Annotated in this window: 19 protein-coding genes and 1 riboswitch; of the genes, 10 read left to right on the forward strand and 9 right to left on the reverse strand. The window is 72.0% G+C overall.

The window, feature by feature from the left end:
• Positions 1–97: 97 nt before the first annotated feature.
• The 5 genes from ACWDZ7_RS11990 to ACWDZ7_RS12010 all read right to left on the reverse strand — a co-directional run bounded on the left by ACWDZ7_RS11990 (position 98) and on the right by ACWDZ7_RS12010 (position 5099).
• Positions 98–964 (reverse strand): ABC transporter ATP-binding protein, encoded by an 867-nt coding sequence (locus tag ACWDZ7_RS11990; RefSeq protein ID WP_451796556.1) that lies wholly within the window; start codon positions 962–964, stop codon positions 98–100.
• Positions 961–1983 carry a FecCD family ABC transporter permease gene (locus tag ACWDZ7_RS11995; protein ID WP_451796779.1) on the reverse strand — a complete coding sequence of 341 codons (1023 nt, stop codon included), beginning with the start codon at positions 1981–1983 and terminating at the stop codon, positions 961–963. The genes ACWDZ7_RS11990 and ACWDZ7_RS11995 overlap by 4 nt, the downstream gene beginning before the upstream one ends.
• Positions 1984–1985: 2 nt before the next feature.
• Positions 1986–3020, reverse strand: a complete 1035-nt coding sequence (locus tag ACWDZ7_RS12000; RefSeq protein ID WP_451796780.1) for an ABC transporter substrate-binding protein — start codon at positions 3018–3020, stop codon at positions 1986–1988.
• Positions 3021–3179: 159 nt separating this feature from the next.
• Positions 3180–3364, reverse strand: a riboswitch (cobalamin riboswitch).
• Between the two features lie 407 nt (positions 3365–3771).
• Complete coding sequence (locus ACWDZ7_RS12005) at positions 3772–4230, reverse strand: VOC family protein (protein ID WP_451796557.1); 459 nt, start codon at positions 4228–4230, stop codon at positions 3772–3774.
• Positions 4227–5099 (reverse strand): helix-turn-helix domain-containing protein, encoded by an 873-nt coding sequence (locus tag ACWDZ7_RS12010; RefSeq protein ID WP_451796558.1) that lies wholly within the window; start codon positions 5097–5099, stop codon positions 4227–4229. The genes ACWDZ7_RS12005 and ACWDZ7_RS12010 overlap by 4 nt, the downstream gene beginning before the upstream one ends.
• A gap of 205 nt (positions 5100–5304) precedes the next feature.
• Here ACWDZ7_RS12010 and ACWDZ7_RS12015 point away from each other — a divergent pair, with 205 nt between their 5' ends.
• Entirely contained in the window at positions 5305–6438 is a 1134-nt protein-coding gene (locus tag ACWDZ7_RS12015) for a haloacid dehalogenase-like hydrolase (protein WP_451796559.1), read from the forward strand.
• A 77-nt stretch (positions 6439–6515) separates the two neighbouring features.
• Here ACWDZ7_RS12015 and ACWDZ7_RS12020 read toward each other — a convergent pair whose 3' ends face one another.
• Together ACWDZ7_RS12020 and ACWDZ7_RS12025 are read right to left on the reverse strand one after the other, a co-directional pair.
• Positions 6516–7469 carry an alpha/beta hydrolase family protein gene (locus ACWDZ7_RS12020; protein WP_451796560.1) on the reverse strand — a complete coding sequence of 318 codons (954 nt, stop codon included), beginning with the start codon at positions 7467–7469 and terminating at the stop codon, positions 6516–6518.
• Positions 7470–7612: 143 nt separating this feature from the next.
• A complete protein-coding gene (locus ACWDZ7_RS12025) occupies positions 7613–7909 on the reverse strand; it encodes a hypothetical protein (protein WP_451514463.1) in 297 nt (98 codons plus the stop codon).
• A gap of 168 nt (positions 7910–8077) precedes the next feature.
• On the opposite strand from ACWDZ7_RS12025, the gene ACWDZ7_RS12030 reads away from it, so the two are divergent.
• The 4 genes from ACWDZ7_RS12030 (at position 8078) to ACWDZ7_RS12045 (ending at position 11639) form a co-directional block, all read left to right on the forward strand.
• The gene (locus tag ACWDZ7_RS12030; protein ID WP_451796561.1) at positions 8078–8449 is read left to right on the forward strand and encodes an arsenate reductase family protein; all 372 of its coding nucleotides are present in this window, start codon (positions 8078–8080) and stop codon (positions 8447–8449) included.
• 239 nt (positions 8450–8688) lie between these two features.
• Positions 8689–9717 (forward strand): glutamine synthetase, encoded by a 1029-nt coding sequence (glnII, locus tag ACWDZ7_RS12035; RefSeq protein WP_451796562.1) that lies wholly within the window; start codon positions 8689–8691, stop codon positions 9715–9717.
• 305 nt (positions 9718–10022) lie between these two features.
• The gene (locus tag ACWDZ7_RS12040; RefSeq protein WP_451796563.1) at positions 10023–10559 is read left to right on the forward strand and encodes a winged helix-turn-helix domain-containing protein; all 537 of its coding nucleotides are present in this window, start codon (positions 10023–10025) and stop codon (positions 10557–10559) included.
• A 90-nt stretch (positions 10560–10649) separates the two neighbouring features.
• Entirely contained in the window at positions 10650–11639 is a 990-nt protein-coding gene (locus ACWDZ7_RS12045; protein ID WP_451796564.1) for an NAD-dependent epimerase/dehydratase family protein, read from the forward strand.
• A gap of 96 nt (positions 11640–11735) precedes the next feature.
• Here the strand turns inward: ACWDZ7_RS12045 and ACWDZ7_RS12050 are convergent, their stop codons facing one another.
• Positions 11736–13934, reverse strand: coding sequence for an MMPL family transporter (locus ACWDZ7_RS12050; protein WP_451796565.1), 2199 nt, complete (start codon positions 13932–13934; stop codon positions 11736–11738).
• A 271-nt stretch (positions 13935–14205) separates the two neighbouring features.
• Between ACWDZ7_RS12050 and ACWDZ7_RS12055 the strand changes: the two genes are divergently transcribed.
• Genes ACWDZ7_RS12055 through ACWDZ7_RS12065 form a run of 3 tightly spaced genes read left to right on the forward strand, consistent with a single transcriptional unit; the run spans position 14206 to position 17530 of the window.
• Entirely contained in the window at positions 14206–15477 is a 1272-nt protein-coding gene (locus ACWDZ7_RS12055; RefSeq protein WP_451796566.1) for a sensor histidine kinase, read from the forward strand.
• Entirely contained in the window at positions 15462–16112 is a 651-nt protein-coding gene (locus tag ACWDZ7_RS12060) for a LuxR C-terminal-related transcriptional regulator (RefSeq protein WP_451796567.1), read from the forward strand. The genes ACWDZ7_RS12055 and ACWDZ7_RS12060 overlap by 16 nt, the downstream gene beginning before the upstream one ends.
• Positions 16113–16144: 32 nt before the next feature.
• Positions 16145–17530 carry a DUF1996 domain-containing protein gene (locus tag ACWDZ7_RS12065; RefSeq protein WP_451796568.1) on the forward strand — a complete coding sequence of 462 codons (1386 nt, stop codon included), beginning with the start codon at positions 16145–16147 and terminating at the stop codon, positions 17528–17530.
• Between the two features lie 41 nt (positions 17531–17571).
• Here the strand turns inward: ACWDZ7_RS12065 and ACWDZ7_RS12070 are convergent, their stop codons facing one another.
• Positions 17572–18006 carry a hypothetical protein gene (locus ACWDZ7_RS12070; protein WP_451796569.1) on the reverse strand — a complete coding sequence of 145 codons (435 nt, stop codon included), beginning with the start codon at positions 18004–18006 and terminating at the stop codon, positions 17572–17574.
• 111 nt (positions 18007–18117) lie between these two features.
• On the opposite strand from ACWDZ7_RS12070, the gene ACWDZ7_RS12075 reads away from it, so the two are divergent.
• Together ACWDZ7_RS12075 and ACWDZ7_RS12080 are read left to right on the forward strand one after the other, a co-directional pair.
• Complete coding sequence (locus ACWDZ7_RS12075) at positions 18118–21240, forward strand: alpha-N-acetylglucosaminidase (RefSeq protein ID WP_451796570.1); 3123 nt, start codon at positions 18118–18120, stop codon at positions 21238–21240.
• A 624-nt stretch (positions 21241–21864) separates the two neighbouring features.
• Positions 21865–23784, forward strand: coding sequence for a hypothetical protein (locus ACWDZ7_RS12080; RefSeq protein WP_451796571.1), 1920 nt, complete (start codon positions 21865–21867; stop codon positions 23782–23784).
• Positions 23785–23848 lie beyond the last annotated feature (64 nt).

Genomic DNA, 23848 nt, shown 5'->3' on the forward strand with positions numbered 1-23848 from the left:
TTCGGGCGGTTCGGGCGGTTCGGTGGCATCTGTGTGTGGCTCTCCTTGCGCGCTCACGATCTTCCGGTGCGAACCTACGGCCGCGGGCAGCCGTGCGTTAAGAGCCAGTCGTACGTGTCTGGACTGGTGCGGCGAGGCTTCGCAGGAAGCGGACCGACAGTGTCGGTGGGCGGCCGCCGTCCAGGTGGTCCGGCTCCCCCGGTGTGACCACCGCTCGTACCCCGTAGACCTCCGCGATCAGTTCCTCCGTGATCACTTCGGCCGGGGCGCCCGCCGCGTACGCCGTGCCCTCCTTCAGGATCAGCACGTGGTCGCAGAACATCGCCGCCAGGTTGAGGTCGTGCAGGGCGATGACGCTGGTGACGGGGAGTTCGGCGACCAGGGAGAGGAGGTCCAGCTGGTGCTGGATGTCCAGGTGGTTGGTGGGCTCGTCCAGGAGGAGTTCGCGGGGGTCCTGCGCCAGAGCGCGGGCGATCTGGACGCGCTGGCGTTCGCCGCCGGAGAGCGTGTGCCAGGACTGGGCGGCGCGCTCGGTGAGGCCGGTGCGCTCCAGGGCCTCGCGTACGGCACGTTCGTCGTGGGGCGTGGGCGGCGACCATGCGCGACGGTACGGGATGCGACCCAGGCGTACGACATCTCGTACGGTCAACTCGACCTGTGTGTCGGCGTGTTGGTCGACCACGGCGATGCGGCGCGCCACCTCGCGGCGGGGCGTGTCGGCGAGCGGGCGGCCGTCCAGGGTGACCACCCCGGCGGCGGGGGCGAGGACGCCCGCGAGGATGCGCAGGAGCGTGGACTTGCCGGAGCCGTTGGGGCCGAGCAGGCCGACGGTGGCGCCGGGCGGCGGGGCGAGGCTGACGCCGTCCACGATGAGACGGCCGCCGGCCTCACGGGCGACCCGCTCGGCGCGCAGGCCGTCCTTGGCTCCGGCCACTTCTTCGCGGCGCCTCGTCTGGTACGTCATGTCATCGCTCTCCGCGTCCGGTACAGCACCGCCACGAACGCCGGTACGCCGATGAGTGACGTCACCACGCCCACCGGGACCTCCTGGGGGTCCAGGGCCGTGCGGGCCAAGGTGTCGACCCAGATCAGGAAGACCGCCCCGGCGAGCGCCGTGACGGGGAGGAGCCGGGCGTGGCCCGAGCCGACGAACGCGCGGGCCGCGTGCGGCAGGACCAGGCCCACGAAGCCGATCGCGCCCGCCGAGCTGACCAGCGCGGCCGTCAGCAGCGCCGTCACGCAGAGCAGGACGAGCCGGGTGCGCGCCACCCGTACGCCCAGTGTCGCCGCCGCCTCCTGGCCGAACGCGAAGGCGTCGAGCGTACGGGCGTGGCCGAGGCATACCGTCAGCGTCACGGCGAGGACCGCGGCGCACAGCCATACGTCCGTCCAGCCCGCCCCGCTCAGCGAGCCGAGCAGCCAGAACAGCACGCCTCGGGCGGTCTCCGCGTCGCCCGCGGTGAGGACCACGAAGGAGGTCAGGGCGGAGAAGAGCTGCATCGCGGCGACCCCGGACAGCACCACCCGGTCCGTCGTGCCGCCGAGCGTGTGGCTCAGGAACAGGACGAGGGCGAACGAGCAGAGCGCGCCCACGAAGGCGCCCGCCGAGACCGACAGCGCTCCGCCGCCGACGCCGAGAACGAGGACCGCGACCGCTCCCGTGGACGCCCCGGACGACACCCCGAGGACGAAGGGGTCCGCGAGGGGGTTGCGGAGCAGGGACTGCATGACCGCGCCGCAGACCGCGAGGCCCGCGCCGCAGACGGCGGCTAGCAGGGTGCGGGGCATCCGCAGGTTCCAGACGATGCCGTCCCTGAGAGGGGTGAGCCGTGGCTCGCCCCAGCCGAGGTGCGCGGCGAGCGCCGACCACACGTCGGGGACCGAGATGTCGGCGGGGCCGATGGTGACGGCGACCGCGACGGAGAGCGCGAGCGCGGCGCCTGCCGCCAGCCACCGCAGCCCCTGCCGGGCGGGGGCGGCCAGGCTCACTTGGCGAGCCCGAACTTCCGCAGTCCGGCGGCCACTTGCTCGATGCCGTCGACCGTGCGGATCGTCGGGTTCATGGCCTGGCCGCTGAGCAGGACGTACCGCTTCTTCTTCACGGCGGTCAGGTTCTTGGTCGCCGGGTTCGACTCCAGGAACCTGATCTTCGCCGCGGCGCTCTCGGCGGACTGCGACTTGCGGGTGAGGTCGCCGATGACGAGGACGTCGGGGTCGCGGTCGGCGACGGTCTCCCAGTTGATCTGGGGCCACTCCTCGCGGGTGTCGTCGAAGACGTTCTTCGCGCCGAGTTCACGGGTGATGATGCCGGGGGCGCCGCAGCAGCCCGCCATGTACGGGGCGTCGGAGTTGGCGAACCAGTACAGGAGCGTGGTGTCGGAGGCGGCGGCCTTGTCGATGTCCTTGGTGGCGTTCGTGACCCGGCGCTTCATGTCGGCGATCAGTTTCTCGCCGCGCTGCTCGACGTCGAACACCTTCGCCAGGTCGCGTACCTCGCCGTAGACGGTGTCCATGGTGAGGGTCTTGACGCGCTTGCCGTCGCCGCCGCCGTCGTTGTCCTTGCCCGCGCAGTCGGTGGGCGAGACGTAGACGGGGACGCCGAGTTCGGTGAACTCCGTACGGTCGGCGACGCCGCCCTTGCCGACGGTGTAGAGGAAGGAGGCGCTGACGAAGTCCGGTTCCTTGGCGAGGACCTTCTCCATGGACGGGTAGCGGTCGGCCAGCCGCTCCACCTTCGCGTTGTCCTTCTTCAGGTTCTTCAGGACCGGGTCGGTCCAGGTGCCGGTGCCGACCATGCGGTCGGCGAGGCCGAGGGAGAGCAGGATCTCCGTGGAGCCCTGGTCGAGCGAGACGGCCCGCCGGGGCGGGGCCTCGGCCTTCGCCTCCTTGCCGCAGGAGGCGACCGTCACCGGGTAGCCGCCGGTGCTCTTGCCCGCGGGGGCGGCGGACTTCTGGGCGGAGCCGTCGCCGCAGGCGGTGAGCGTGAGCGCTCCGGCCGCGAGTGCTCCGGCCGCGAGCATTGCGGTACGGCGCGGGACGGGTGTGCGGCGCGGGGCAGGCAGGGACGGGGCGGGTGTGCGGCGCGGGGCGGATATACGGACTGTCGAGGACACGCGATCCCTTGAGTGTCACGGCTCATACGCGGAGCCTGGTCTGCGTCACGACCTCCGCCGCCCGGTGTGCGAGCGGAGGCGCCAGCAGGTCTTCGGACTCGGGATCGGCCGGGCGGGGCGCCTTCCCGGGCGTCGCGAGACGCCCAGTGGCCGTGGCCCCGCCCGTCCCCCTCACCGCTGCGCGTCAGTTCCGGATTCGCACCGGATTCCCTGGCCCAGGTGTGGGTTTGACTGGCTTGCGCAAGTTATCACGCGGCGTTTTTTCGGCGCCTGCCGCTTGCCGGCCGCCGGGCGTGGGGCTCGCGGTGCCTTCAGGCTCCGCCCGGCCCCGGGCCTACGTTGCCTTCAGGCCACCGCCTGGCCTCGGGCTTGTCGTGCTCTCAGGCTCCGTCCGGCCCCGGCTCGCGTGCCCTCGGGCTTACGTTGCCTTCAGGCCGCCGCCCGGCCTCGGGCTCGCGTCACTTTCGGGCCCCGCCCGGCCCCGGGCTTACGTTGCCTTCAGCTCCGCCCGGCCTCGGGCTCGCGGTGGCCTCAGCTCCGCCCGGCCTCGGGCTCGCCGTGCCCTCGGGCTTACCTTGCCTTCAGGCTCCCCCCGGCCCTGGGCTCGCGTACCCTCAGGCCCCGCCCCGCCCCGCCCCGCCCCGGGCTCACCGTGCCCTCAGGCCCCGCCCGGCCTCCGCTCGCCGCGATAGGTTCCGAAGAACCAGCGGTTTCCCTCGGGGTCCGCGATGCCGAACTCGCGGCTGCCGTACGGCTTGTCCTCGATTTCGCCGATGATCTTTACGCCGGCCGCGGTGAGACGGGCGTACAGGGCGTCGACCTGGTCGGTCACGACGTAGGCGCCGGAGGTGCCCGGCTCTCCGCAGGTATCGGCGCCGGCCGACGACTCGGGGTCGTACGAGCCGAGCATGATGCCGCCGCCCTCGGGCCAGTCGAGCTGGGCGTGGGCGACGCGGTCACCGTCCTCGTGGACGGCGGTGCGCAGGAAGCCGACGGTGCCGACGAGGAAGTCGATCAGCGCGGGAGCGTCCTGGGCCTGCAGGGCCGGCCAGACGGCGGGCTCCCGCAGGGTCGAAGGGGTGCTGGTGCTGAGCTGCTGCTTCTCGGTGGTGTTCATGCCTCCCACTCTTCGCCCCCGCCGTGCGCCCCGGCTTGGATATTCCGGCACTCCTCGGCCAGCCAGCGGGTGGGGCTCGCCCCCGTGTACTGCCGGAAGTCGCGTACGAGGTGCGAGTGGTCGTAGTAACCGGTGTCGGCGGCGACCCGGGCGAGGTCCGGCGGGCCGCCCGCCGCGACCGCGCGGACCACGGCGGCCTTGGCGTGCTGGAAGCGCATGAGGCGCGCCGCCTGCTTGGGGCTCAGCCCGGTCTCGGCGCGGAAGAGCGCGGTCAGGCGGCGCTCGCTCAGCGCGACGTGCCGGGACAGGCCGCCCAGGGTACCCGCGCCGCGGTGCCGCGCCAGCCAGGCCCAGGCCTCGGCGACCTCGGGGCGTACGGGACCCGGGGTCCGGTCCGCGTCCGCGCACCGCCGCCGCAGGTAGGCGGACAGGGCCGCGAAGCGGTCCTCCCAGCGGTCCAGCTCGCACAGCCGCTCGCGGACCTCGGCGGCGCGGGCGCCGAACACGTCCGTGCCGCCGGTGACGAGCTGCCCGCTCAGCGCGCCGGCGTGCAGGCCGAGCAGGGCGCGGGCCGCCAGCGGGTGCACGGCCAGCTGGATGCCCGCCTCGTGCTCGGGCTGGACGACGTACGCGGGGCTCTGGTGCAGGCCGCCCACGACGATGTCGGTGCGGACCGCGTCCGCGCCGGTCGCCTGGGCGGGCGTGCCGCCGCTGGCGATGGGCCCGTCCAGCGAGAAGATCACCGTCAGATACGGCGAAGGCAGACCCCGGTGCAGAGCGGGCCGCTGCCCTGCGGTGCGGTAACCGACCGCGGACACGACCATGCCGTCGAGCCGGGGAACGGCCCGGACGAACTCACGGGAGCCCATGCAGTCCAGTATGCGCGCGGTGGGCGCGGGCGGGCCGCCGGGGCGAGGGGCGGCGTCCCGCTCTCCGCTACCCGCGTCCGCCTCCCCCACACCCCCCGGGCACGGTGACTTCGATCATGGGAAACGGGCGCCCCTGCCCATAGCATTGCGCGCCGCTCCGGATGGGGCCGCGCATCGCTATCAGGAACGGCGGGACACGAAAGACATGGCAGCAGTACGAGAGAAGAAGAAGCTGGGCCTCATCGGCGCCACGGGGGCCCTCGCCGCCGCCGTCCTCGCGGGCGGCGCGCTGTGGCCGACGAGTGAGGCGACCGCCGCCGACACCTCGGTCGCCACCGCCCGCGAGCTGTCGCACTGGCCGAAGCCGGTCGCGAAGAAGCTCGGCAAGGTCATCGCCGCCAACGACCACAAGGGCGCGTACGCCGTCTTCGACGCGGACAACACGACGTACCGCAACGACCTGGAGGAGTCGCTGCTGCCCTTCCTGGAGATGAAGGGCGTACTGACCCGCAAGACCATGGACCCGTCCCTGAAGACCATCCCCTTCAAGGACACGGCCACGCACAAGGAGAGCCTCTACAGCTACTACAACCGGCTCTGCGAGGTGGACGACCAGCTCTGTTACCCCTGGGTCGCGCAGATCTTCTCCGGCTTCACGCTGAAGGAGCTCAAGGGGTACGTCGATGAGCTGCTGGCGTACAAGAAGCCGATACCCGCCGAGTACTACGAGGACGGGAAGCTCACCAAGACCGAGGTGAAGCCGCCCGAGTTCTCCGACGGCATGCGCCAGCTCTACAAGACGCTGCGCTCCCACGGCATCGAGGTGTACGTCGTCAGCGCGGCCAGCGAGGACCTGGTGCGCATGGTCCTCGCCGACCCGAAGTACGGGTACGGCGTGAAGCCGCAGAACGTCATCGGCGTATCCATGCAGCTCAAGGACCGCAAGACCGGTGAGGTGACCAGTTCCCGCAAGGAGATCGCCGAGGGCCGCTTCGGCGAGAAGGACCGCGAGAGGCTCGCGGGGCGGGAGCTGACGCCGAACCTGTGGGCGCCGCTCACCTGGTACGAGGGCAAGCCCGCGGCGATCAACACGTACATCGACGAGTGGAGGAAGCCGGTCCTCGTGGCCGGTGACACGCCGGTCAGCGACGGGCCGATGCTGTTCCACTCCGCCGATGTGGAGCACGGCGGCGTACGGGTCTGGGTCAACCGCAAGGACTCGTACATGAAGCAGCTCGACGGGATGAAGAAGAAGAACGCCGACCGGCAGCGCGAGCTGGGCCAGAAGGTGACCGCCGACAAGCGGTGGCTGACGGTCACCCCGGACCAGATCCGCTGACCCGGATCCGCTGACCCGGAACCCGCTGACCCGGAACCCGCTGGCCCGAATCCGCTAGCCGGTCGGCCGACGACCGGTCAGCCGGCCGTCGTCCACGCCGCCACCTGCTTGGCGAGCGCGCCGCCCGCCTTCGTCCACGCGAAGTGGTCGAGGCGGCCGCCCGCCTCCCGTTCGGTGTAGTGGCGCCGGGTGAGGCGGGCCCGGGGCACCTTGCCGAGCAGGTGGTCGAGGGCGGAGGCGGGGGCGAGGGTGTCGTGGTCGACGGAGACCGCGAGCACGGGCAGCTCCAGGGCGGCGAGGGCCGCTTCGTAGTCGAGCGTGGAGCCCTTGGCGGTGTAGCGGCCCGTACGCCCCTGCCGCGCCCAGTCCCGCATGACGCCCTTGGGCTGGTCGCCGCCGAAGCCGAGCCGGGTGCCGGGCCAGCGGCCGAGCACGGTCGCCGTCGCGGCGATGAGCAGCTCGCCGATGAGCAGACCGGGGGCGCGCAGTGGGCCGTACGCGCGGAACCAGACGGATCCCGTGGCGACGAGCGCCACGCCGTCGACGCCGGGGCCCGCCCTCAAAGCCGCGTACAGCAGGCCGAGTTGGCCGCCGAGGCTGTGGCCCAGGAGATACAGGGGCGGCTCGGAGCCCAGCTCGGCGCGGATCGCCGCGAGGACCGCGGGGAGGTCCTCCTCGACGATCGCGCGGTAGCCGTGGTCGTGCGCCTGGCGGTCGGTGGCGCGCGGCGTCGCCTCGCCCTGCCCGCGCAGGTCGGCGGTGAGCACGGTGAGGCCCTCGTCGTGCAGCCGGCGCGCGAAGTGGCGGTAGAAGCGGGCGGGAGTACCCATGGCCGGGAGGATGAGCACCGCGGGCGCCGGGGGCGGTCCAGGCGCCGGCCCGGAACCGGACGGAAGGAAGCGTTCGGGCACGGGGGCGCGCAGAGCACGCACCGGCACGCGGGCGCCGTCCGGGAGTTCCGCGGTCGTCAGAAGTGGCAGTTCGTCGGCGGGGCCGGCCTTGGCCATGCCGACGGGTTCCGGCTGGGTCATGGTGCACAGCATGTCTCATCGCACATGTGACCGCACGGGATCGCGCGGGATCGCGCGGGATCGTGAGACCCCCCGGAGTGAGCGCGGGGCCCGCAAGGCCACGAAAACGCCCTGCGGGCCCCGCACTTCCGCTCTCCGGCCGCTCAGCGGCTGTACCGCATCAGCGCACGCACCATGTGACAGGTGACGTCGGACGGTGGGTGGATCCCGATCTCCTCCGCCATCGCCCGTATCGTGCTGTTCTTCGCCTGGTTCGGCAGCCAGACGCCCGAGTCGAGCAGGGCGATGGCCAGGCGCATGGCCTTGAGGCGGCGGTTGTGGTTGACGTACCACTCGCGCGGCCGGCCGGCGGGCAGCGCCTTCTTCTCCAGCGGTGCGTACGGCAGGTCAAAAAGGACGGGCTTGGACACGGGCTTTGTTGTCAGTGCGGCAGCGGGCACAGGCATCCTCCTGTCGCGGTCAGGACCCCCCGTCGGGCGCCCTCGAACACTACTGTGATTCTACTGCGAGGCACTGACAATCGCCGCTGGCCAGAGGGGCTTTGGGGTGTTCGAACAGGGCCGCACCACACACCCTGGGACGGGTGTTTCGGAGGTAGCGTGTGCGGCATGGAGATCTGGATCAACCCCGCCTGTTCGAAGTGCCGCAGCGCCCTCACGCTGCTCGACGCGGAGGGCGCCGACTACACCGTGCGCCGCTACCTGGACGACGTACCGACCGAGGACGAGATCCGTGCCGTGCTGGAGCGTCTCGGCCTCGAACCCTGGGACATCACCAGGACCCAGGAGCAGGCCGCCAAGGACCTGAACCTCAAGGACCGCGAGGCCTGGCCACGCGACGCCTCGGGCCGCGCCCGCTGGATCAAGGCCCTCGCCGAGCACCCGAAGCTGATCCAGCGCCCCATCATCACGGCGGACGACGGCACGGCCGTCGTGGCTCGGACCGAGGAGGCGGTACGGGACGCGGTGTCCCGCGGATGACCGCCGCGGCATGACGTAAGGCGTATGACGTACGGCGTATGACGTACGGCGTATGACGTATGACGTATGACGTATACGGAACGTGGCCGTGACGTGAACCACACCCGGCCCAGGTAACACGGGGTTCACACAAGAGCAACGGTCGGGAAATCGCCGGTTGCGAGGCTGCCGCTCATCACCACGGCACCGCAGCACCCGCACGTTCTGCGCCGTACCGAACGTTTTAAGGATGAGGCCCCGTGACCTTCAAGGCTGAGTACATCTGGATCGACGGCACCGCGCCGACCGCCAAGCTCCGTTCGAAGACGAAGATCCTCGCCGACGACGCGAAGGGCGCCGAGCTGCCGCTCTGGGGCTTCGACGGATCCAGCACGAACCAGGCCAAGGGTCACGCCTCGGACCGCGTACTGAAGCCCGTCTTCACCTGCCCGGACCCGCTCCGCGGCGGCGACGACGTGCTCGTGCTGTGCGAGGTCCTCAACACGGACATGACGCCGCACGAGTCCAACACCCGCGCCGAGCTGGCCGAGGTCGAGGCCCGCTTCGGCGCGCAGGAGCCGATCTTCGGCATCGAGCAGGAGTACACCTTCTTCGAGGGCGACCGCCCGCTCGGCTTCCCCGTCGGCGGTTTCCCCGCCGCGCAGGGCGGCTACTACTGCGGCGTCGGCTCGGACGAGATCTTCGGCCGTGACGTCGTCGAGGCGCACCTGGAGAACTGTCTCAAGGCGGGCCTCGGCATCTCCGGCATCAACGCCGAGGTCATGCCCGGCCAGTGGGAGTTCCAGGTCGGCCCGCTCGCCCCGCTGGAGGTCTCCGACCAGCTGTGGATCGCCCGCTGGCTGCTCTACCGCACCGCCGAGGACTTCAAGGTCTCCGCGACCCTGGACCCGAAGCCGGTCAAGGGCGACTGGAACGGCGCGGGCGCGCACACCAACTTCTCCACCAAGGCGATGCGCGAGGGCTACGCGCCGATCATCACCGCCTGCGAGGCCCTCGGTGAGGGCTCGAAGCCGCTGGACCACGTCAAGAACTACGGCGCCGGCATCGACGACCGGCTGACCGGTCTGCACGAGACCGCCCCGTGGGACGAGTACAAGTACGGCGTCTCCGACCGCGGCGCGTCGGTCCGCATCCCGTGGCAGGTCGAGGTGGAGCAGAAGGGCTACATCGAGGACCGCCGCCCGAACGCGAACGTCGACCCGTACGTCGTGACGCGGCTGCTCGTCGACACGTGCTGCACCGCCCTGGAGAAGGCCGGGCAGGTCTGATTCCGCCTGGTTCATCCGCATGACGACGGGGGCGCCCACCGATCTCGCGGTGGGCGTCCCCGTCGTCGTCGGCGTCCCGTCTGCTTCAATGGGGGCATGGGCAGCAGCTACCGGAACACCGCGACGGGTCGTCATGACCTCGAGCCTTTCTGGCCCTCCCGGCAGCATCACGACTTCGACCGGATGTGTTGCCGCGCGATGAACGCGCGGGCCCTTTAAAGCCGTTCACCCGGCCTTCGCCTGACGCGCACGACGTACGTCTCGTTCTCGACGACTCCTTCTTCGCGCGAAAGAGCTGACTTCACATGGCGAACTCCCGTACCTTCACTGCCGCTTCCGCTGCGGCCTCCGTCTCCGCCGCCCGGGGGCGCCTGCGGGCCGTCGACCCGGACGAGGTGGTGCAGATCGCCGACTTCCTGCCGCCGGGCGCCCAGTGGCTGCCCGCGCCGCAGCACACCCTGCCGAGCCTGCCGGGGCAGCCACCGATGGTCGGCTATCTCGTCCTCGTACCGGCCGGGCAGCAGTCGGTCGAGCCCGAGGCACCGACCACGGGGCCGGTCAGGGTCGACGCCGTACAGCGCTCCGCCGAGGTCGACGGGCGGCCGCTCGACCTCACGTACCTGGAGTTCGAACTGCTCGCGCACCTCGTCGCGCACCCTCACCGGGTGCACACCCGGGACCAGTTGGTGACCACGGTGTGGGGGTACGGGCATGTGGGCGACGGGCGCACCGTGGACGTCCATGTCGCGCGGCTGCGGCGCAAGCTCGGCGCCGAGCACCGCGGGACGATCCAGACGGTGCGGCGGGTCGGCTACAAGTACGTCCCGCCGGCGCCTCGCTGAGCGTCGGCTCCCCCACCCCGGCGCTCGCGCTCTCTGCTTGGAGCAGAAGGCAGTTCCCCTGACCCCCCTCACCAAGGCAGAGTCGTCCCCATGAGACTTCTGATACTGGGTGGTACTGAGTTCGTGGGCCGCGCCGTCACCGAGGCGGCGCTCGCCCGGGGCTGGGAGGTGACCGTCTTCCACCGCGGCCGCCACGCGGCGCCCGAGGGGGCCCGCGCCATCCACGGTGACCGCACGGCCGAGGGCGGCCTCGCGGGGCTCGCCGAGGGCGAGTGGGACGTGGTGGTCGACACCTGGTCGGCCGCGCCGCACGTCGTACGGGACGCGGCGCGGCTGCTCGCCGGGCGGGCCGGGCGGTACGTCTATGTGTCCAGCGGTTCCGTGTACCGCTACCCGGGCGAGGCGGGGTCCGACGAGAGCTTCCCCGTGGTGGACGGCGACCCGGACGCGGAGGCGACGGCGTACGCGCAGGACAAGCGGGGCGGGGAGCTGGCCGCGATCGCCGGGTTCGGGGCCGAGCGGACGGTGCTCGCGCGGGCGGGGCTGATCCTCGGCCCCTACGAGAACATCGGCCGGCTGCCGTGGTGGCTGAACCGGGTCGCGCGGGGCGGTCCCGTCCTCGCCCCCGGGCCGCGGGACCTGGAGATCCAGTACGTCGACGTGCGGGACCTCGCGGAGTGGGTGCTCGACGCGGCCGTGGCGGAACTGCACGGTGCGTACAACCTGATCAGCCCCATGGGGCAGTTCACGATGGGCGAGCTGCTCGACGCGTGCGTCGAGGTGGCGGGCGGCAATGACGTGTCGCTCCGCTGGACGGCGCCCGAGGTGGTGCTTGAGGCGGGCATCGAGCAGTGGATGGAGCTGCCGGTGTGGCTGGCGCCCGGGGAGCTGTACGACACGATGCACCGGACCTCTTCGGAGAAGGCCGTCGCCGCGGGGCTGGGGACCCGGCCCGTCGCGGCCACGGTCCGCGACACGTGGGAGTGGCTCCAGTCCATCGGCGGTACACCGCCGCAGCGCCCCGACCGCCCGGTGGTGGGGCTCGCCCCCGAGAAGGAGGCGAAGGCGCTCGGCCTGTGACGTGACGTGACGTGGCCCCGGCGCGTTTTCCCTCTCGCGCCGGGGCCACGTCACGTATACGGGCGTCTCGTCAACGTCCCGTATACGAGCGTCTCGTCAACGCCCGCTCGACACCGGGACGTCGTGCCGTCCGGCCCGGGGCGGGGTGGCGGGCCCCTCCTCCTCGTGGGAGATCCGCGGCAGCCACCTCAGATACCGCGGCGTGTGCCAGTTCCGCTCCCCCAGCAGCGTCATCACGGACGGCAGCAGGATCATGCGGACCACCGTGGCGTCCAGCAGGACCGCGACACCGAGGCCCACGCCCATCTGCTGCATGTCCTGCATGGACAGCGTCCCGAAGACCGCGAAGACCGCCACCATGATCACGGCCGCGCCCGTCACCGCGCCCGCCGTGCGCGTGATGCCCTCATGGATCGCCGAGCGGTTGTCCATGCCCCTGTCCCGGGCCTCCCGGATCCGGGAGACCACGAACACGTGGTAGTCCATCGACAGGCCGAAGAGGACGACGAGGACGAACAGCGGCATCCAGTTCTCGATCGCGCCGACCTGCTCCGAGCCGATCAGCTCCGCGCCCCAGCCGTGCTGGAAGACGGCGGTCATGACGCCGTAGGCCGCGCCCACCGACAGGAGGTTGAGGAGGATCGACGTCACCGCGACGACCACGGAGCGGAAGCTGAAGAGCATCAGCAGGAAGGTCACGGCGGCGATGAAGCCGAAGACGGGCACGATGCCCTTGGCGAGCTGGTCGCCGAAGTCCTCGGAGGAGGCCAGGTCGCCGCCCACGTACGCCGTCGCTTCCACGCCCTCGAAGGCCGCGGGAACCGTGTCGTCGCGCAGCTCGCCGAGCGCCTTCTTGGCCTCGGCGTCGGTGCCGTCGCCCGGCAGCGGCACCGCGATCTCGGCGACGCCGGCCGCCCGGTGGACGGTGAGTTCGGCGCCGTCGCCCGCCTTCTTCGTCAGGGTGTCCAGGGCGTCCCGCACCTGCCGCGCGTCGATGTCGTCCGCCTCGACGACGATCCGGGCCGGGGCGGGGCCGCCGGGGAACTCCTCGGTGATCTTCTTGTACGAGATGGAGAGCGGGGCGTCGGAGCCGAACTGCTTCTCCAGGCCGAGCTGTTCGGTCTTCATGCCGAGCGCGGGCGCGGCCAGCGCGAGGAGCAGGACCGCCGCGCCGACGGCGAAGAACTTCGGGCGGGCGAGTACGGGCCGCAGGAGCTTGCCCGCGATGCCGCCGCTCGGTCGCGTGCCCCTCTTCGAGGTCTTCGAAGCGCGGTTCAGGAACGGGACGCGGCCCGCGTCGATCCGGTCGCCGAGCCCCGCGAGCAGCGCCGGCAGGACCGTGACGGAGCCGATCATCGCCACGCACACGACCAGGATCGTGGCGACGGCGAAGCCCTTGAAGAGGAGCAGCCCGGACAGGAACATGCCCGCCATCGCGACCATCACCGTCAGACCGGAGACCAGGACGGCGCGCCCGCTGGTGGCCGCGGCGATCCGCAGCGCGGTCTCCGCGTCCCGGCCGGCCGCCCGCTCGTCGCGCTCGCGGCGCAGATAGAACAGGCAGTAGTCGACGCCGACCGCGAGGCCCATCAGGAACATCACGGAGTACGTCGTGTCGAAGAGGTGCAGCTGATGGCTGGCGAGGGAGAGCAGCCCGAACGCCGCCACGCACGCCGTGAGCGCGAGGCCGACCGGAAGGAGGGCCGCGACCACGGCGCCGAAGGCGACCAGGAGGATGCCGAGCGCGAGCGGCACCGCGGTGAACTCGGCCTTCTTCAAGTCGTCGGAGAGCAGGTCGGACAGTTGCTTCTCGGAGCTGGCGTCGCCGAACTGGTGGAGGGTGATGCCATGCGCCGCGCCGTCCTCCCGCGCCTTCGCCACGGCGTCGAGCACCGGCTGGACGCGGTCGGCCGCCTCGTCCGACGCGCCCTTGATCTCGAAGCGGAGCAGCGCGTCCTTGCCGTCCTCGGAGGGCAGCGGCGCCTGGACGTCCCGCACGTCGCCGGTCGCGGTCAGCGCCTTCGACAGGTCGGCCGCCGCGTCGCGCCAGCCGTCGGCGGTCCGCGCGGTGACCATGACGAGTTCGCCCGCGGGCTCGTCGACGCCGGCGTTTTTGAGGATCTCGGCGGCCCTGCCCGAGTCGCCGACCCCCATTTCGTCGTCGGACGCGGTGACCATGCCGCAGGCCCCGCCGAGGACCGTGGCGAGGACCACGAAGACGAGCCAGCCGAGTACGGCCGTCTTGCGGTGGTGTGCGCTCCACACCCCGAGTCGTGCCGCGAGGTTCCGCCTCATGGCGATTTCGCCCCCATCAGTCTGCGTGAGTGAACGTCGAACAAGACGTGACCACGCTAGAAATCGGGGAGTTGCCGCCCCAGCCGTCGAGCACCCCTCCGTGTGAAGCACAGGGCGAGGTCAGGGGGTGTCGTCAGGTACACCCCCCGCTCGGGTGGAGGACCCAATGACCTGGGCCCGCGCCACCCGCGAGACTGTGACGGTGCCGTACGCACGGAACGCGGCGGGCCACCCGTGCACCGCCCGTGCTCGACGAGAGGGATGGATGACCATGACGAGGCTGAAGGACGCACTGATCGCGGGGGCCCGGGGCCTCTATCTGGCGATCGTCTCGTTGGTGGGCTCGATCGTCCTCTTCGTGTTCTCGGTCGTCTCGATCGCGTTGATCCTGGTCGGGATCGGCGTCTTCACCACGCCGGCCGTCCTGATGGGCGTACGCAAGTACGCCGACGCGCAGCGCATACGGGCCGGTGAGTGGTCCGGCGTACAGATCCCGGTTCCGTACCGCACTCCGCCGGCCGGTGGGCGGTCCGGTGTCGCCGGGCAGGTGGAGCGCTGCTCGCTGATGCTGAAGGACCCGGCGACCTGGCGCGACCTCCAGTGGCTCCTGGTGAACATGACGGCGGGCTTCGTCGTCGCGATCTTCGCCCCGGCGCTGCCGCTCTACATGCTGTACGGCTGGGTTCTCGCCTTCGGCGTATGGGAGCCGATCCACAACGCGGGCGGCGGCGAGTGGTACGCCTTCATCCACGTCACCTCGCAGTCCACCGCCAACCAGGCGGCCGCGCTCGGCGTGGGCTTCTTCGCGCTGGGCGTCCTCGTCAACACCTCGCTCGTACGCGCCCACTTCCTCCTCGCCCGTACGTTCCTGGCGCCCACTTCGGCCATGCGGGAGCGCGAACTGGCCCACCGAGTCGACCGGTTGACCGAGACGCGGCACGACGCCGTGGACAACTCCGCCGCCGAGCTGCGCCGCATCGAGCGCGATCTGCACGACGGCGCGCAGGCCCGCCTGGTGGCCATGGGCATGGACCTCGGCACCATCGAGGCGCTCGTCGAGACGGACCCGGCCAAGGCCAAGCAGCTGCTCGCCAAGGCCCGGCAGAACTCCGGCGAGGCGCTGACGGAGCTGCGCGACCTGGTCCGCGGCATCCACCCGCCGGTCCTCGCCGAGCGCGGCCTCGGGGACGCGGTGAAGGCCCTCGCGCTGCGCCTGCCGATCTCCACCGAGGTCGATGTGGAGCTGCCGGGCCGGGCCGAGGCCCCGGTCGAGTCGGCGGCGTACTTCGCGGTGAGCGAGTCGCTGACCAACGCTATCAAGCACTCGGGCGCCGACCGCCTCTGGGTGGACATGCACCACGGCGACGGCATGCTGCGCATCGCCGTCACCGACAACGGCAAGGGCGGCGCGGCCGTCGGCGCGGGGTCCGGACTGAGCGGAATCGAACGCCGACTCGGTACATTCGACGGCGTACTGGCCGTCAGCAGTCCCGCGGGCGGCCCGACCATGGTGACCATGGAGATCCCTTGCGCGTTGTCCTAGCCGAAGACCTCTTCCTGCTGCGCGACGGTCTGGTGCGGATGCTGGAGGCATTCGACTTCGAGATCGCGGCGGCCGTGGAGAGCGGGCCGGAACTGACCAAGGCCCTCGCCGAGTTGCGGCCGGACGTCGCCGTCGTCGACGTCCGGCTTCCGCCGTCCCACACCGACGAGGGCCTCCAGTGCGCGCTGGCGGCCCGCCGCGCCAGGCCGGGGCTGCCCGTGCTCGTCCTCTCGCAGCATGTGGAGCAGTTGTACGCGCGTGAGCTGCTGGCCGACGGCACCGGCGGCGTCGGGTATCTCCTCAAGGACCGGGTGTTCGACGCCGCGCAGTTCATCGACGCCGTACGCAGGGTCGCGGCGGGCGGGACCGCCATGGACCCGCAGGTGATCCAGCAGCTCCTCTCGCGGCGCTCCAGCGACCAGCCGCTCGGCGCGCTCACCCCGCGCGAGCGGGAGGTGCTCGAACTCATGGCGCAGGGAAGGTCGAACGCGGCGATCGCGTCCCAACTCGTGGTCACGGAGCGGGCGATCGCCAAGCACACGTCCAATATCTTCGGAAAACTCGATCTTCCGGTCTCCGACGACGACAATCGGCGCGTGCTCGCGGTATTGGCGTATCTCGACCGAGGGCGCTGAACACGCCGGGCGGTTGATGCGTATGTAGCCCCATGGGACGCACATCACGAAAACGATCAAAGCTGGCCGGACGGATGATCGCCGCGTCGGCGGCCCTGCTCATGGGCGGCGGCGGTCTCGTCGCGGTGAATGTCTACGCGAACGCCGAAGAAGGCACGGATCAGCCCCCTCCACAGAGCGCCGGGCAACAGGCATCGACCATCAGCTGCCCGGACGTGGCCAATCAGCTGCCCGAGGTGCCCGAACCGGCGCGCGGCACGGTGGACCGCCGGCTCGCCGAACTGGACAGCCAGATCACCCGTGCCTACGCGGAGTTCACCGAGGCCGAGGAGAAGGAATCCGTGCTCGGCCCGCTGGAGGAGCGGCGGCGCGGCACGCTCGGTGAGATCGCGGACGCCATGGACCGGGCCGGTGGGCGGCCGGAGGGAATCGACGGCATGGCGCCCTGTACGTTACGGGCCGACGACCAGGCACAGGGCGAGGGACAGGGCGAGGAGCAGGGCGAAGGGCGGGACGGGGGGCAGAGCAGTAATGGGCCCGAAGCCGGTGACTTCGTCGAGATCGAGTCCGTACGGCCCAACGTCAACCGCCCCCGCAATCAGCGCGGCGCCTCCCGCGGGACCTTCACCACGAAGTGCGGGCGGAACGAGAACGGCAAGTTCAATCCCGACAATGTCATCGTCGCACCCGGTGTGAGCAATGGCGCTCACCATATGCACGATTACGTGGGCAATCAGGCGACGGACGCGTTCTCCAGCGATGACGATCTCGCCGACGGCGAGACCAGTTGCCGCAATCAGGGCGACAAGTCGACGTATTACTGGCCCGTGCTGCGCCTCCAGAACGGAAAGGACGAGAACGACGCCCAGGCGGACGGCGGCGGCAAGGACCAGAACGTCGGCGAGATCCAGACACCGGCCTCCGTCACCCTGAAATTCGCCGGGAATCCGACGGGCAAGGTCGTCGCGATGCCGCGCTTCCTGCGCGTCATCACCGGCGACGCCAAGGCGTTCACGAACGGCGACGCCAATGCCAACGCCTCCTGGAGCTGCACCGGATTCGAGAACCGCCAGCTCAGGGACAAGTACCCGATCTGCCCCGAGGGCAGCAAGGTCGTCCGGACGTTCAACTTCCAGAGCTGCTGGGACGGGCGCAACACCGACAGCGCCAACCACCGCACCCATGTCGCCTTCGCCGATCAGCGGACCGGCGCCTGCCCCCGGGGCTTCCGGGCCATCCCGCAGCTGGTGCAGCGCGTGGTGTACGACGTACCGCCGGGGCCCGGCTTCGCCGTCGACTCGTTCCCCGAACAGCTGCACAAACCCGTCACCGACCACGGTGACTTCATCAACGTATTCGACGAGCGGCTGATGCGGCGCGTGACGAGCTGCGTCAACTCCGGGCAGCGCTGCACCTGACCCCCCCCGGCCCGCTCAGCCCCCGTGGCGGACCCGTCCGTTCATCCCCCGTGGCGGCCGTGGTGGCTCCCGCCGTGCCTCCCCGCGGCGTCCACCACGGTCCCGCCGAGCCGCTCGCGCAGCGCCGAGATGTCGGCGGGGCCGCCGACCGCGACCCAGCTGCCGCCGACGAGGTACGTGCCGCCGTAGTCGTCCGCCTCGTCGAGCCATTCGGCCTGGCCACGCGCGTTTGTAAAGGTTACGAGGATGTAGCGCCGGGCACCGTTCTCACAGGTGGCCTGGCGCAGGTCGGCCGCGTCCGTCTGGATGTCGGCCCTGCATCTCGCCCTGGCCGCCAGCTGCTCCAGGCTGCCGCTCGCCGTGCTCGGTGTGTCGTCACCCCCCGAGCCGCATCCCACGATCACCGAGCCGCATCCCACCATCGCGAGCAGAAGGCCCACGCCCCTGCCCGAAAGCACGATCCGTGCTGCCTTCATCGCCCCACCAACCTCTTCCGGCGAGCCGAACCCGCCTGTCTCGTATGCACCTTTGAGGGGAGTCGGCCGCGCGGATACCGTGCGCCGCAGCCTTCACCTCAGGGGGTACACATGTCCGAACCGTCCCGTCGTACCGTGCTCGGCACCGCCGGTGCCCTCGGCCTCGGCGCCGCCATCGGCGCAGTGCCGCTGCCGGCCCGCGCCGCCGAGGGGTCCGAGAAGGCCCCCGCCTTCGATACGGATTCCGCGCGCTCGGCGCTCAACAGACTTCTGCCGCGTCACGCGGAGCAGATCCGGCTCAGACTCCTGCCCGCGCGGGGCCGCGAGGACCGCTTCCGGGTCACCGGGGCCACCGGGCGGATCGAGGTGTCCGGCACGACACCCGCGGTGCTCCTCACCGGCGTCCACTGGTACCTGAAGTACGTGTGCGGCGCCCACATCACCTGGAACGGCGACCAGCTGGACCTGCCACGCAGACTGCCCGCGCCCGCCAGGCCGCTGGAGCGGTCCACCGGGCTCCCCCACCGGTTCGCCCTGAACGACACCAACGACGGGTACACCGCGCCGTACGCCGACTGGACGTACTGGGAGCGGATGATCGACGTACTCGCCCTGCACGGCTGCAACGAAGTCCTCGTGGTGGCGGGCGCCGAGGCCGTCTACCACCGGGTCCTCCAGGAGTTCGGCTACTCCGACGCCGAGGCCAGGGCGTGGCTGCCCGCGCCCTCGCACCAGCCGTGGTGGCTGCTGCAGAACCTCTCCGGGTACGGAGGTCCGCTCACCGCCGAACTCATTGCGGACCGCGCCGCGTTGGGGCGCAAGATCACCGACCGGCTGCGCGCGCTCGGCATCGCGCCCGTGCTGCCCGGCTACTACGGGCACGTGCCCGACGGGTTCGTCGAGCGCAACGGCGGCGACGCGCGGGTCGTACCGCAGGGCGTCTGGCACGGCTTCGAGCGGCCCGACTGGCTCGATCCGCGCACCTCGGCCTTCGCGAAGGTCGCCGCGTCCTTCTACCGGCACCAGGAGCGGCTCCTCGGCCCCGCCGACCTGTTCAAGATGGACCTGCTGCACGAGGGCGGCACCGCCGGTGACGTGCCCGTGCCCGCCGCCGCCCGGGGCGTGGAAGCCGCCCTGCGCACGGCGCGGCCCGGCGCGACGTGGGTGATCCTCGGCTGGGAGGCCAATCCGCTGCCCGCGCTGCTCGACGCCGTCGACAAGAAGCGGATGCTGATCGTCGACGGCGTCTCGGACCGGTACACGAGCGTCACCGACCGGGAGAGGGACTGGGGCGGCACGCCGTACGCCTTCGGCACCATCCCCAACTTCGGCGGGCGCACGACGATCGGTGCCCGCACGCACCTGTGGAACGAGAAGTTCTTCGCCTGGCGTGACAAGCCGAACAGCGCGCTGGTGGGCACCGCCTTCATGCCGGAGGCCACGGACCGCGACCCGGCCGCCTTCGAGCTGTTCTCCGAGCTGGCCTGGGCCGAGGGGCCGGTGGACCGGGCTTCGTGGTTCTCCTCGTACGCCGACTTCCGGTACGGCGGGCGCGACCGCGACGCGCGGGCCGCCTGGCGGGCGCTGCACGACACCGCCTACCGGCACACCGCCGTGGAGCGCAGCGACCCCCACGACTCCCTGTTCGCCGCCCGCCCCGACCTCGCGGCCGGCCGCGCCGCCGAGTACGCGCCGCGCGCCCTGACCTATGACCCGGCCCGCTTCGACGCCGCGCTCACCGGGCTGCTGGGGGTGGCGGGCGGGCTGCGGGGCAGCGCCGCCTACCGCTACGACCTGGTGGACGTGGCACGCCAGGCCCTCGCACACCGCAGCCGGCAGCTCCTGCCGCAGCTGCGGGCGGCGTACCGGCGCGGTGACCAGGCAGCCTTCCGGGCCCTTTCCACGCTGTGGCTGCGGCTGATGCGGCTCTCGGACGAGGTCACCGGGACCGACCCCGCGTTCCTGCTCGGGCCCTGGGTCGAGGCGGCCCGGCGCATGGCGACGACCGAGGCCGAGCGCGCCGAGTTCGAGCGGACCGCCAAGGTACTGATCACCGTCTGGGGCGACCGCGCCACCGCCGACGGCGGCAGGCTCCACGAGTACGGCAACCGCGAGTGGCACGGGCTGATGAGCGACTTCTACGTGCCCCGCTGGCAGCGGTGGCTCGACGAGCTCGCGGACGCGATGGCGGCGGGGCGCGAGCCGAAGCCGGTGGACTGGTACGCGGTGGAGGAGCCGTGGACGCGGTCGCGCGAGGACTATCCACTGCGGCCGGTCGGCGACCCGTACCGCACCGCCTCGCGGGTGCGGGGCGTCCTCGCGCGGGCGCCCTACCAGGGTCTGGTGGAGGTCACCGCGGAACCGCCCGCCTTCCCGCCGGGCGGCCACGCGCGCGTGACGGCCGTCTTCCGCAACGTCAACGGGCTGCGTGCCACGGGCCGCGTCGACTTCGCGTTGACCGGCATCGAGGCGGAGCCGACGGGACCGGTGTCCCTGCCGAGGGTCGGGCCCGGGGGCACGGGCCAGGTGACGTGGCGGGCCAGTGCGCCGGACACGCCGCTGGACCGGCCGCTGCGTCCGCTGCCGTACGAGATCGCCGTGCGGTACGGGCCGGCCGGCGAGCGGCGGGTGCGGCACGTCCACGAAGGGACGCTGTTCGAGGCGGGGCCGGTGGGCGGCGACTGGAAGACGTACTCCAACAACGGCGCCGTCTTCGGCGAGTTGGAGGGGCGGTACGCGATCGACGGGGGCGGGGCCGACCTGTGGAAGGGCACCACCGAGTTCGGCACGCTCTACCGTGCCGGGGCGTTGCGCGACGGGGTCTCGGTGACGGTCCGGGTCGACGCGCAGGCGGCGACGGGGCCGTGGGCGCGGGCGGGGATCATCGCCCGCAACTCGATGGCCACGGTGGGCTCTCCTGGCATCGTGAACCTCGCCGTCACTCCGGGGAACGGGGTCGTGCTGTCTTACGACACGAACGGGGACGGCACGTTGGACACGTACAAGCGGGTTACGGGGGTCAGGGCGCCGGTGCTGCTGCGGCTCGCTCGGGTCGGGGGTGCGGTTACGGGGGCCCTTTCCACGGACGGGGGTGGTGCTTGGCGGGAGGTGGCGACGGTCGGCGTGCCGCCGGGCGCTGCGGCTGTGCAGGACGTGGGGATGTTCATGAGCGCCACTCATGGGGGTGACGGCGCGCGGGGGACGGTGTCGTTCAGTGGGTGGCACCTGGGGTAACGGTCGCTGGCGGGGGCGCCTTGCACTGGCGGGGCGCCTTGAGCGGGGTCTCGCCTTCTCTCCGTCTGTGGGGCGGGGCCGCGGGGGTATGTGCGTGCTCGCCATCTTGGTGCGGGCGTTGATTTGCTGCTGGGCCAGTTGCCCTACTGTGCTCCGCTCGCACATACCCCCACGTCCCCTCGGGAGCGCTCGCGACTGCGGGTGGGTGGGGGTGGCCCGCCCGGGGCCGCGTAGGCCCATGTCCTCTCGGAAGCGCTCGCGGCTGCGGGCCGTCGCGGCTTCCCAACTCCCACGCCCACCTCAACAGCTCCGGGGTCCCCGCCCGCCCTGTGTTCCCACACCCACCCTCGCAGCGCGGGAGTTCCCCACCTGCCCGCCCTGTGTTCCTACGCCCACCCCGCAACGCGGGGTAAACGGGCGGGTGGGTGGGAGACATCCGCCGCGGAGCGGCGGGGCAGGGGTTATGCGGGGCAACGCATATACGGGGAGGGGAAGTTGGCGGTGGCCGCATCTGCCGCGCTACCAGCGAGCCATGGGCGCTTACGCCCGCGCACTCGTGGAGCCCGGCCAGTCATGAGGTGACCAACCGACGATTCGCTCGTTTTGCTGAACGTGTCGTCGAATGTGCAGTCCCCGCAGTCGCAGTCCCCGAGCGTCACCGGCCCCGCCCCCGTCGTCGACGTGGAGCAGGCCGAGGCCGCCCTCGTCGAGCACTACCCGCGGCTCGTCCGGCTCGCCTACCTGGTGCTGCCACCCAGCCTCGGCCGCAACCGCCGCGTCCTGACCGCCCACTCCCTCACCCAGCGTGCCCTGCCGCGCCGCCGCACGTCCGGCGCGGCGGCCGTCATCCCCGCGCAGCAGGGCGGCGGGGGCGGTGGTCATCAGCGGGGGCCCGGATACGCGTACGTACGTCTCCAGGTTCTGCGCGGCGCGCTCGACGCCGGGCTCCCCCTGACGTGGCGTGCCTGGCCCAGGAGGGCGCAGCTTCCGCCGCTGCTGCCGCAGGTCAGAGGGCTGCGGCTCTTCCCGCGTTCCGGTGGCGCCGACGAACTCGCCCTGGACCAGCGGCTGGCCCAGCTCTCCGGCGCCGCCCGTGCCGCGTATGTGCTGCGCGGCCTGGAGGCGCTCGACGACTCCGGGGTGCGCACGGTGCTGGCGGGCGCCGGCTGCGTCGACCCGGGCGCCGCCCTCGACGAGGCGGACGACGTCGAGGCGCGCTACGCCCTGCTCGCCTCCTCCGAGTTCGACCCGTGCTCCCTGCAGGCCAGACCCCCCGACCTGATGCGGCGCAGGCAGCACATGAAGGCCGCGGGCGTCGCCGCCGTCGCCACGCTGGTGTGCGGGGCGCTCCTCGGTCTGCCGGGCGGCGGCTGGGGGCCCGACGGCGCCGCCGCTCCCCCGTACGCGCAGAACCCGGCCGGGCAGGCCGCCCTCGACCCGGAGCAGTTGACGGTGATCGGCGCCGGGGCGTGGAAACGTTCCGCCCGTACCGACTTCTCCGTCTGGCCCGCGCGCGGCAACCTCACCGGGGACAAGGAGCTGCTGCGCCGCGCCCTCGCCGTCTGGGCGCGGCCCGGCGAATCCGTCCAGGTCTCCGCCACCCCGGGCACCGCCGCCGGGGCGCCCCCCGGGCCCGCCCAGCTCCTCTTCGCCGGGGACATCGACGACGCCCGCGTGGTGCTGCTCCACGACGGTCTGCGCGTCGTGCGCTACGCCGAGCCGAGGGAGGGCACGAGCGGCGCCGCGCTGGACCTCGCGCGCGTGGACGGCGCCACCGGCCCCGAGGCGAACGCCGTCGTCGTCAACCGCGCGGACGGCAACATCCGCTACTTGACGGCCCCCTGGGTCCGCGCCGCCGCGGTCCACGACCTGGTCAAGCCCGCTGGTAAGGCCCTCCCCCTGGACCGCGACGAGGAAGGCGTCACCGACCCCTTCGCCGGTCCCGCGCAGACCGGCCGGTGCACGTCGTGGAACGCGCTGCGGCTGCGCGACAACTCCGGTGCCGTGCGGATGTCGACCGACCTCGGTGAGCTGACCCCCGCCCGGCTGACCGCGGGCCGCCCCGAGGCGCCGCGCGAGGCCGCCCCCGCCGACTGGGCCAAGTCCGCCTGCTCCCTCGCGTCGGTGCGCTCCCACGGCGTGCGGTCCGTGAACTCCTGGGCGTACGCCCGTCAGGCCCTCCCCGAGGTCAACGGCGTCGCCCAGTGGGTCTGCACGCGCGCCGAGACCTGGCGGGGCGGCGGCAGCAGGACCCTCGCCCAGTTCCAGACCGCGGGCGGCCCCGCGGGCGCGGTGGCCGCCAAGGCCGAGGACTCCCCCGCGTGCGGCGCCCGCGACCCCCGGATCCTCGCGGGCGTCCTGTGGAAGTCCCGGGCCGGGAACTGGTACCTCCTCGGCGCGGGCAGCAAGAACGTCACGTCCCTGACCACGTCCGGCGGCCACCGGGTCCAGGGCAACGTCCTCGCGCTCAGGACGGAGCGCACCGCCCGCGCCCGCCTGACCGGCACCCTTGCGGACGGCACGAAGGTGACGACGTTGCGGTAGGGGGATCCCCCTGCCACTGCGGCAGGGGGTTCTCGGCCGACCTGATTTTCGTCGCCCACCCCTG

The organism is Streptomyces sp. NPDC003032 (assembly GCF_053591415.1).

What these genes read in the sequence shown, in the direction of transcription:
- ACWDZ7_RS12000 (WP_451796780.1), bottom strand. Translation starts at nt 3,020, where the DNA reads ATGCTCGCGGCCGGAGCACTCGCGGCCGGAGCGCTCACGCTCACCGCC.
- ACWDZ7_RS12055 (WP_451796566.1), top strand. Translation starts at nt 14,206, where the DNA reads ATGACGAGGCTGAAGGACGCACTGATCGCGGGGGCCCGGGGCCTCTAT.
- ACWDZ7_RS12015 (WP_451796559.1), top strand. Translation starts at nt 5,305, where the DNA reads ATGGCAGCAGTACGAGAGAAGAAGAAGCTGGGCCTCATCGGCGCCACG.
- ACWDZ7_RS12070 (WP_451796569.1), bottom strand. Translation starts at nt 18,006, where the DNA reads ATGAAGGCAGCACGGATCGTGCTTTCGGGCAGGGGCGTGGGCCTTCTG.
- ACWDZ7_RS12040 (WP_451796563.1), top strand. Translation starts at nt 10,023, where the DNA reads ATGGCGAACTCCCGTACCTTCACTGCCGCTTCCGCTGCGGCCTCCGTC.
- ACWDZ7_RS12075 (WP_451796570.1), top strand. Translation starts at nt 18,118, where the DNA reads ATGTCCGAACCGTCCCGTCGTACCGTGCTCGGCACCGCCGGTGCCCTC.
- ACWDZ7_RS12050 (WP_451796565.1), bottom strand. Translation starts at nt 13,934, where the DNA reads ATGAGGCGGAACCTCGCGGCACGACTCGGGGTGTGGAGCGCACACCAC.
- ACWDZ7_RS12020 (WP_451796560.1), bottom strand. Translation starts at nt 7,469, where the DNA reads ATGACCCAGCCGGAACCCGTCGGCATGGCCAAGGCCGGCCCCGCCGAC.
- ACWDZ7_RS11990 (WP_451796556.1), bottom strand. Translation starts at nt 964, where the DNA reads ATGACGTACCAGACGAGGCGCCGCGAAGAAGTGGCCGGAGCCAAGGAC.
- ACWDZ7_RS12045 (WP_451796564.1), top strand. Translation starts at nt 10,650, where the DNA reads ATGAGACTTCTGATACTGGGTGGTACTGAGTTCGTGGGCCGCGCCGTC.
- ACWDZ7_RS12005 (WP_451796557.1), bottom strand. Translation starts at nt 4,230, where the DNA reads ATGAACACCACCGAGAAGCAGCAGCTCAGCACCAGCACCCCTTCGACC.
- ACWDZ7_RS12065 (WP_451796568.1), top strand. Translation starts at nt 16,145, where the DNA reads ATGGGACGCACATCACGAAAACGATCAAAGCTGGCCGGACGGATGATC.
- ACWDZ7_RS12030 (WP_451796561.1), top strand. Translation starts at nt 8,078, where the DNA reads ATGGAGATCTGGATCAACCCCGCCTGTTCGAAGTGCCGCAGCGCCCTC.
- ACWDZ7_RS12010 (WP_451796558.1), bottom strand. Translation starts at nt 5,099, where the DNA reads ATGGGCTCCCGTGAGTTCGTCCGGGCCGTTCCCCGGCTCGACGGCATG.